Genomic DNA, 8,537 nt, shown 5'->3' with positions numbered 1-8,537 from the left:
CCTGCCTGAAGATGAAAGCGAAACTTGTAGCGGTCGCCGCGGTAGGTGGACAACACATATTCCACCGGTTCGCCCTCACTGTCCACGGTGAGCCGCTGCATGCGCATCACAGCCGCGGGCGGCGTCAACTCGAGCAGCCGCACCTCGTCGACGTCCGCCACCGCCGCCTCCAGCACCTGCTCCGCCTCCGTCAGCGCCACGCCGTATTCCTGTCCCAGCACCATATAGAGCGACTCCACGGCGAAATCATGGGAGAGCAGCCCAGAAAACCGCGCGAAAGGAAGGTGCGCGGTCTCGATCGCCAGCGGCGTGTCGTTGGAGAGACGCAGCCGCGTCAGGCGGATCACTTCGCCCCCGGGCGTCATGCGGAGGGCGGCGGCCACCTCCGGCGTCGCCTCGACCACCTGCGCTTCGAGCACGCGGCTGCTCGGTTTGCCCCCGCGCGCAGTGACGTCCTGGCTGAAGCCGGTCAACCGGCGCAATTGCTGATCGATCTTTGGCTCGGCGACGAAGGTGCCTTTGCCCACGCGGGTGTAGAGCAGGCCGTCACGCACCAGCGCTTGCAGTGCCTGCCGTACGGTCATGCGGCTGACGCCGTATTGCTCGGACAGCTCTCGCTCTGAAGGCAGCCGTTGATGCGGCTCGAACTCGCCGGCGCGGATGGCGACGGTCAGGCGCTCTTTGATCTGCTGGTAGAGTGGGTCAGGCGCCTCGCGCTGCAGTTGCATAAAAATCGTATAGACTGGTATAGACCAAATAGCTGCGCAAAATGTTTATAACATATTCGGCGAAAATTTTCAAGCCCCCAATTTCGAGAATTTTTCAAGTTCAGGGGATTGCCACGGTGGAAGCGCCCGTATGCATTATCACTGGGGCATACGACTTATAATGAATGCGGATTAACGAAGACGTTCCGCCAGAAGGTGCAGATCCCCTTCATCCGGCAGCCCGACTTGCACGATCTCTCCGTCTACAACAATGGTCGGCACTGCCCTTACACCGTAGTGCGCCGCCAGTTTGCAACAGCTCCCATCACGGCATTCAGAAGAGCGGTGCACGATCAACGATAGGGACGGGAAGCGCTCTTGTAACAACGCAATTGTTCGGTCGCACAATCTGCAGTCGGCGCTGAAAACTTCCACCTTCATGTTTTTACCCCTTGATCAGACTATTCAAACTCGCGCTCCATCGCATCAAGCAGTGGGCATTCGCTGGTTGGGCCATCGTTGACGCATGCAGCCGCCAGCGCAGCCAAAGCGGCGCGGATGCGCCGTAGGTCGGCAATTTTGGCGTCGATCTCCGCCAGCTTCGCCTCCGCCTGGGCGCGCACCTGCTCACACGTCGCCGTCTCATCGATGCGCAACGCCAGCAGGCCGCCGATTTCGCGCAGCGTGAAGCCGAGCTGTTGCGCTCGTTTGATGAAACGCACGCGGCCGACGGTCTCAGGCGGATAGGCGCGATAGCCGCTCTCGCTGCGTCCCGGGTCGGCGAGCAACCCGCACCGTTCGTAGAAACGAATCGTCTCAATGTTGACGCCAGCCGCCTGGGCGACCTGGCCAATGCGAAGTTTGCTCAAGTCATCTCCTTTCGGTGCATGCATAAATCCATCATAAACCCTGCAGTTTAGTACAGAGTCAAGAGTCAAATTTTAAAACTTCCCATATCAGAGTTGTGCAATTGACGACATATTCCTGTATGGCCCGAAATTTCTTCTCACCTCAATTTCTTGTCCCCAAGTGACATCTCGCCCAGTGCAGGCGCACCCCCACGCCGACCAGGACCAGGATCGCCATCAGCGTGAAGAGCCAGGGCAGCGCACCCGGCCAGAGCAAAAATAGGCAGTAAAACAGGATGGTCTCAGCGCCGCCGATCACCGTCGCCGGCATGGCGACGGTGGTCAGTTCGCCTCGCATGCGGGCGCCCAGGGCGCGCTTTTCCAAAATAGCCGAAAGATACATCCAGGACGCAGCGTTGACGTAGAAGCTCGCCAGCAGCAGCGCCAGCGCCAGCGCATTGGTCGGGCTTTGATTGCACCAGTAGAGGCAGATCGGGATGGCGGCGTACACCACAAAATCGGACACGATGTCGAGATAGCCGCCGAAATCGCTTTGCCGCGCGTGGGCGCGCGCCACCATGCCATCCAGGCCGTCCAGAAAGCGATTCGCCAGCCATAGGCCGAGCGCCGCCCACTGCCACTGAAAGGCTGCAGCGCAGGCGGCGAGCAGCCCGACGAGGAGCGCCGCCATCGTGATGAGATTGGGCGAGACGCCATAAAAATGAACGGCCAGGGGTCTGAGCAAGTCATCTTTGTAGACGCGCAGCGTGTGATCCAACATGAAAACGTCCGACTCCTTTTCTGGGGGCTTGTGCTGGTAGGGCGTCGGTGCGCCCATCGGCGTGCGCTGGCGCCTTTCACGCAGCGCGAAACGCTTCCGCCCCTGCATCTCCGACGATCGCAGAACAGCGTACGCGGACACTGGGCGCAACGATGTAATATCCTGCACACAAGCCTGAAATCGGGCTGCGACAGGGCAGCCCTCGCCCCCCAACCCCCTCTCCCAAGACTGGGAGAGGGGGAGAAACGAGCGCCGCAGCAGCCCTGAATTCTCTGGATTCACCGTAGGTGCGGCTCGCAGCCGCACATCCCAGACACACCCAGAAGTCAGGGGACAAGGCCCTCACCCCCCATCCCCCCTCTCCCAAGGCTGGGAGAGGGGGAGAAGGGCGCGCTGTCGCTGCGCCTACGCGTTCTCAGGATAATTTGTTAAAGCCCGCGGAATTTGCGGAAAGATTGGATGAGACAATTTTCTTTTGGGTGAGGGATGCGCTACGGAAAGTAGACGTCGCGCATCACTTTCGCCACAGTCGGAGGGTGGAGCAGCATGTTGGCGTAGTTGGCGTTGGCCATCGGGCAGGCGCATTCTTTGCGCTTGATGCTGCCGCGCAACTGCGCCATCGCCTGGCTCCGCCAAAGGGGGGCGATGTCATAATTAGTCTCGCGCAAGTTGCCGACCGATTCGGCGCGAATGCAACAGCTCCACAGGTCGCCGTTGGGCGCAATGTGGGCGCTCGCCCAGCCTGCATAGCAGGGGATGACCTGGTCGCGTTCGCGCAGGACGCGCTTGGCAAGCTGGTAATATTGCGCGCGAAACGCCTGGGTGAAGCGGGCGATGCCTTTGGCCGGGGCCTGGCGCGCCTGCTGGCTGAGAAAATCGGCGATCTCGTCGTAGTCGTCCGGCAACGGCGTGATGCCCCACCCCACGGTGTCCAGTTCGACGCGCTCCTCGGCCACCTCGGTGATGTAGGAGTCCGGCTCTAGAAATTTCAACCCTTCCTGAATCTCGCGGAAACGATGGACGTTGAAGCGGCTGATCACGGTGTGCACGGTGAGCACCAGATTTTTGTGCTCTTTTTGCAGCTCCTTGAGGCGGAGCCAGGTCTGCATAGCGAGCTTCCAGTTGCCTTCCACCCCGCGGATGTCGTCGTGCTCCTCGCCGACGCCGTCCAGGCTGAGGTTGACGCCGATGCTGCTCTTCGGGCACTCGCGGCACATGCGCGCCACTTTCTCGGCGATGCGTTCGGTCAACATGCCGTTGGTGGGGATGGTGATCACCTCCGGCCGGCAGTGGCGATAGGCGCTAATCACCAGGTCGTCAAGGTCGGGGCGCAGAAATGGCTCGCCGCCGGTGAACGTCATGTAGAAAGGCGCTTTCCCCAGGCTGGCGAAGATTCTGTCCCACTCCTCCAACGAGAGATCGTCGTTGGGCTTGCGCCACACATCGCAGGTGCGACATTTGGAGTTGCAGCGAAACGAAACGCTGATCACGATCGAGAAGGGTTTGACCGACGGCCAGCCAAAGGTGCGAAAGGCCCAGTACAAGGGCAGCTTGGGAATCAATCCGAGCATAGAGAGCATCCTGTCGCAAACTTACATTGCGTCAGACGAATCAACAGCCCGCCCTTTGACTTCAGGGCGGGCTGTCGGATGAACACTTGTTTCTCGATGCAAGGCGTCAATCCGCCGCTGCAGCCGCCTTCTGCGCCGGCGCCTCTTGATCTTTCGAGCCGATGAAGAAGCGCTTGATCTGCGCAAAGGTGTTGGGCAGATTGGTCCAGTTTTCCTTGAACATCATTTTTTCCAGCACGCGCTCCGGGCGATAGAGGTAGAAGCGGCGGTATGCTTCGCGCCATTTTTTCACAACCAGGTCGGGATCGTAGCCTTCGTTCATCGTGAAGCGCGCCTTCTGCTCGTGAATGGCGAAGTCGCCCCAGTTGTCGGCGAAGACCTGGCCGCCCTCCTTGATCATGTCGTACATCACGGTGCCGGGGAAGGGCGCCGCCAGCATGAAGTTGGCCAGCTTCGGGTCCAGCTCCAGCGCAAGCTGGATCGTCTTCTCCATCGTCTCCTCGTTGTCGCCGGGCATGCCGAAGATGAAAAAGCCCATCGTCTGGAGGCCGGCGGCCTTGGCGTTGGCGAACGCCTCGCGCACCTGGTCGAGCGTCTGGCCTTTGCGGATGACGTTGCGCAGCATGTTCTCATCGCCGTTCTCGACGCCGAAGCCGACGCGCTTGCAGCCGGCCGCCTTCATAAGCTGGAAGAGCTCCAGATCGGTGTGGTTGACCTTCATGCCGTGCACCGTGACCCAGGGCACCGTGTTCAGCCCTTCCTCGATCAGGCGGCGGCAAAGCTCCTTAGCGCGCGGCAGCTTGAGGTTCCAGATGTCGTCGGTGACGCCGATCTCCGTGGCGCCCAGCCCTTTGACCAGCCACTTCCACTCCTGCACCACGCTTTCGACCGAGCGCGCCCGCCAGGTGTCGCCGGTCACCGGCTTGGAGCAGAAGGTGCACTTATACGGGCAGCCGCGGCTGGTGAGGATCGTGAAGCTGCGCGCATGCGGGTCCAGACCGTCGGTGAGCGGCTGCAGGTTGGTGTATTTGTCGATCTTGAAAAGATCGTGCGCAGGGAAGGGCAGCGCATCCAGGTCTGGAATCATTGGACTTTCCGGGCTGGCGACGATCTCCCCTTTGCGCTTGAAGTGAATGCCCGGAATGACGCCCGGCTCGCGGCCTGCATCCAACGCCTCGATCAGCTCCAGAAAGCTATATTCGGCCTCGCCTTTGAAGACATAATCGACATAGGCGTCGTGCGGCGGCTGCAACGACTCGAGCGGCATAATGGTGAGATGCGGGCCGCCCAATACGGTGATCAGGCCGCGCTTTTTGGCAAGCTGCGCCATGGCCCAGGCGTCGGGCATCAGCGGCGTGGTGGCGGTAATGCCGATTAATCGATACGGGCGCCCCTCGGCCTCGGCTTTGTCCAGGTAGTAGTCGACGCCCACATCTTCGATCGAGGCGTCGTAGATCATCACCTCATGGCCGGCCTCACGCAGGACGGCGGCCAGGTAGCCCAGCCCTAGCGGAATGTGTTTGCGCACGCTCCAGACTTTGGCTTCGGGACTTGCAAGAATGACGCGCATGGTTCAGATTGCCCCTTCCGCCTCGACGGCTCGCCGCAAAGCGGTCTTCTCCTTCTTCGGGATGAAAGTGTTCATGGCGATGCGCACGTTGCGCGGCAGGTTGAGCCAGAAGTCCTTGGTCTTGATGCGGCGCAGGATGGGCGAAGGCCGCAGATAGAATTGTCGATACGCCTTGCGATACATCTCTTCGACCAGCTCGGCGGTCATTTCGCCCATCTCGTAGCGCGCCTTCTGCTCGAAGAAAACGTAGTCCTCCCAGTCGTTGATCAGGAAGCGCCCCTGCCGTTTGACCATTTCGTAGACTTTGGTGCCGGGGTAGGGCGTCATCATCGAGAAGTTGGCGATGACCGGGTCAAGCTCGATGGCGAAGTCGATGGTGCGCTGCATGGTCTCGCGCGTTTCACCGGGGAGGCCGATGATCATGAAGGCGATCGTCTCCAGGCCGACCTCTTTGGCGTTTTTAAACGCCTGGCGAATCGTGTCGTGGTCGATCTTCTTGTCGATAGAGCGCAAAATCTCCGGGTCGCCGCTTTCGACGCCAAAGGCGGTGCGCTTCAGCCCTGCTTTCTTCAGGAGCGCCAGCAACTCCTTGCTGGCCAGGTTGGCACGGATGCCGTTGACGAAGATCCACGGAACATGGTTGAGTTTATGCTCGATCAACAGATGCGCCAGCTCTTCCAGCCGCTTAACGCGGATGTTGGCGCTGTCGTCGAGCACGCCGATCTCCTGCGCGCCGAGGTCTTCGACGAGGTGACGCCACTCCGCCAGCACATTTTCCGGGCTGCGGCTGCGCCATTTGATCGGCATGATGCTCTGGCTGCAGAAGGTGCAGCGATAGGGGCAGCCGCGGCTGGTGAGGATGCTGAAACTGCGCGCGCCGTCAACATGGTCGGTGGCGGGCTGCAGATTGGTGTAACGATCCATCTTGAAGAGGTGATAGGCCGGCCAGGGGAGGCTGTCCAGGTCGGCGATGGGCGTGCGATCCGGGTTGTTGTGGATGCGGCCGTCGCTCGTCTTGTAGGTGATGCCCAGGCAGTCGTTGAAAATTTCGTTTTCCGGATGCATGAAAGCCTGGGTGGAGTAATACGGCTGGTCTTTGAGATACGCCTCCAACCGGTTGGAGATGTCGATCCAGGTCTCTTCGCCCTCGCCGCGCACGACGATGTCCACGTAGGGCTTTTCGCAACTCTCCTCCGGCAACACGCTGACGTGCGGCCCGCCTAGCACGATCAGACAGTCGTGCACTTCCTTGATGGCGCGCGCCGTGCGCCAGGCTTGCTTGACCTGCGGCGTGTTGGCGGTGATGCCGACCAGGTCGGGCTTGAACTCCTGCACGAACTCGGAGACCGGCTTGCTCTCGACGTCGGCGTCGAAGATCACCACCTCGTCTCCGCGGCGTTCGCTCATGGCAGCCAGATAGGCCAGGCCCAGGTGCGGCGTCGTCCGCGTGTCGATCGGGAGTCGAAATCTTGGATTGATCAGTGCTACTCGCACGTTGTTCCTCCTTCAATCAGGATGGTTGTCTAACAAAGACGGTGCGCATTCTAACACGGCGACGGCGCAGCGTCCAAATTTTATGAAAGAGTTTAGAAAAATTATGCGTTCCGTGTTCGAGCGATGCTTTTTTGCATCACTGCTTCCCGATCGTACAGGTCGCGAATGCTGACGTCGGTGATGGCGTGGACGCCGGTGATCTCCGGAAAATGTTCCTTGAGGAGTCGCTGGATGCCCAGCTTCATCGTCAGCAGACTGATCGGGCAATCGATGCAAGCGCCCAGCATTTTAAGATGCGCCACGCCGTTTTCGTCCACTTTCAACACCTCGACGTCGCCGCCATCCATGTGAAGGTTTGGTCGATATTCGTCCAGAACCTGTTGAATGCGCTGTTCGAGCGATGTTTCTATAAATAAACTCATAACCGATCCTTCCGATGCTCCCATCCCTACAAGGCGGCTCTGGTTCTTGCAAGAAAATCCAACGTTTCAGCCTGTTCACAACCAGCCCTGTACACGGGATGAGAGTATGTCGCTAAACTGCTACTGGATATATTCATCCAACGGTCGCCGTCCGGCGAAGCCGGCGTTGAGTTCATGCCAGTAGCCGATCTCCTCTTCGCCGTACTGCCAGCAAAGAAAAATCTCACGGCCGTTGCGCAGGCCGACAAAGTCCACCAGGCCGGCGTCGATGTCTTTGATCACGGCGCCGAGCGCCATAATCCCCCGGACGCCCTCCTCCAGCCGCATGGCGTGCACCGCCAACTCGCCCAGCAGTTTGTTGCCGCCGTTCAACGCCGCCTGCTCGATTGCCGGCAATGCGTCGGGACGCAGGCGCAAAATTTCACGCCGGGCGGACTGCACCTGCTCCATCAATTTCTTCACTTGCGGCAGCGTCGCCTGCGCTTCTTCTAACGTGAAATAGCGCGCCTTCATTGGGAATGCCTGGATATGCGCTGCAAAGAGAGTCCTGCAGAACGGAGCTGCAACCAGGTTGGCAGAGTGCATTGTGCGTTCGCAGGACGCTCGCTTAAAAGAAAATGCGCAGCGGTGAAACGGAGAATCTCAATCCCAACCGCTGCGCATCTCCTGTCTGCGCATCAATGATGACCGCAGCTCTGCGGCATCTCTTCGCCGGTGTGGCTGCGCGCGGTGCGGAAGCTGCTGCCGCAGCCACAGGAGCTCACGGCCTGAGGGTTGTCGATGTGGAAGCCGCCGCCCATCAGGTTGTCGACGTAGTCGATGCACGACCCGTCGATATAGAAAAGGCTTGTCGGGTCGACGACGACGCGCAAGCCATGCTGCTCATAGATTTCATCGCCTTCGCGCGGCATGTCGAAGGTCATGCCGTACTGCATGCCGCCGCAGCCGCCGCCCTTGACGAAGACGCGCAGGGCATGCGATTCCTTCAAGCCCTTCTGTTCCATGATGCCGCCCAACTTTTCAGCAGCTGCTGGAGTCAATGTAACCATAGTTCCCCGTCTCCTTGAATCTACAAGATGCTCTTTTCTTTCGTGCTACGTGTGTTTCGTGCTGCGTGTTTCGTGGCAACTCCAGAATACGCATA

10 protein-coding genes are annotated in these 8,537 nt (G+C 59.9%); all 10 read right to left on the bottom strand.

Annotation, left to right across the window (positions count from 1 at the left end; all coding sequences use genetic code 11):
• On the bottom strand, positions 1-728 hold a 728-nt coding region (gene phnF / locus Q0367_RS07580), incomplete at its 3' end, for a phosphonate metabolism transcriptional regulator PhnF (RefSeq protein ID WP_298981402.1).
• A 171-nt stretch (positions 729-899) separates the two neighbouring features.
• Positions 900-1,148, bottom strand: coding sequence for a thioredoxin family protein (locus Q0367_RS07575; RefSeq protein ID WP_298981401.1), 249 nt, complete (start codon positions 1,146-1,148; stop codon positions 900-902).
• 20 nt (positions 1,149-1,168) lie between these two features.
• Entirely contained in the window at positions 1,169-1,576 is a 408-nt protein-coding gene (locus Q0367_RS07570) for a MerR family DNA-binding protein (RefSeq protein ID WP_298981400.1), read from the bottom strand.
• Between the two features lie 142 nt (positions 1,577-1,718).
• On the bottom strand, positions 1,719-2,336 hold the full coding sequence (locus Q0367_RS07565) for a CDP-alcohol phosphatidyltransferase family protein (protein ID WP_298981399.1): 618 nt from the start codon (positions 2,334-2,336) through the stop codon (positions 1,719-1,721).
• Between the two features lie 491 nt (positions 2,337-2,827).
• The gene (locus Q0367_RS07560; RefSeq protein ID WP_298981398.1) at positions 2,828-3,907 is read right to left on the bottom strand and encodes a radical SAM protein; all 1,080 of its coding nucleotides are present in this window, start codon (positions 3,905-3,907) and stop codon (positions 2,828-2,830) included.
• A gap of 106 nt (positions 3,908-4,013) precedes the next feature.
• On the bottom strand, positions 4,014-5,477 hold the full coding sequence (locus Q0367_RS07555) for a B12-binding domain-containing radical SAM protein (RefSeq protein ID WP_297636796.1): 1,464 nt from the start codon (positions 5,475-5,477) through the stop codon (positions 4,014-4,016).
• A 3-nt stretch (positions 5,478-5,480) separates the two neighbouring features.
• On the bottom strand, positions 5,481-6,971 hold the full coding sequence (locus tag Q0367_RS07550) for a B12-binding domain-containing radical SAM protein (RefSeq protein ID WP_297636793.1): 1,491 nt from the start codon (positions 6,969-6,971) through the stop codon (positions 5,481-5,483).
• Positions 6,972-7,072: 101 nt separating this feature from the next.
• Positions 7,073-7,393 carry a NifU family protein gene (locus Q0367_RS07545; protein WP_297636790.1) on the bottom strand — a complete coding sequence of 107 codons (321 nt, stop codon included), beginning with the start codon at positions 7,391-7,393 and terminating at the stop codon, positions 7,073-7,075.
• Positions 7,394-7,513: 120 nt separating this feature from the next.
• A complete protein-coding gene (locus Q0367_RS07540) occupies positions 7,514-7,906 on the bottom strand; it encodes a DUF2203 domain-containing protein (protein WP_298981397.1) in 393 nt (130 codons plus the stop codon).
• Positions 7,907-8,070: 164 nt separating this feature from the next.
• A complete protein-coding gene (locus Q0367_RS07535) occupies positions 8,071-8,442 on the bottom strand; it encodes an iron-sulfur cluster assembly accessory protein (protein ID WP_297636784.1) in 372 nt (123 codons plus the stop codon).
• Positions 8,443-8,537: the final 95 nt, after the last annotated feature.

It is taken from the genome of uncultured Caldilinea sp. (genome assembly GCF_937128415.1).
Taxonomy (GTDB): Bacteria; Chloroflexota; Anaerolineae; order Caldilineales; family Caldilineaceae; genus Caldilinea.
This window is presented reverse-complemented; position numbering and strand designations above follow the sequence as displayed.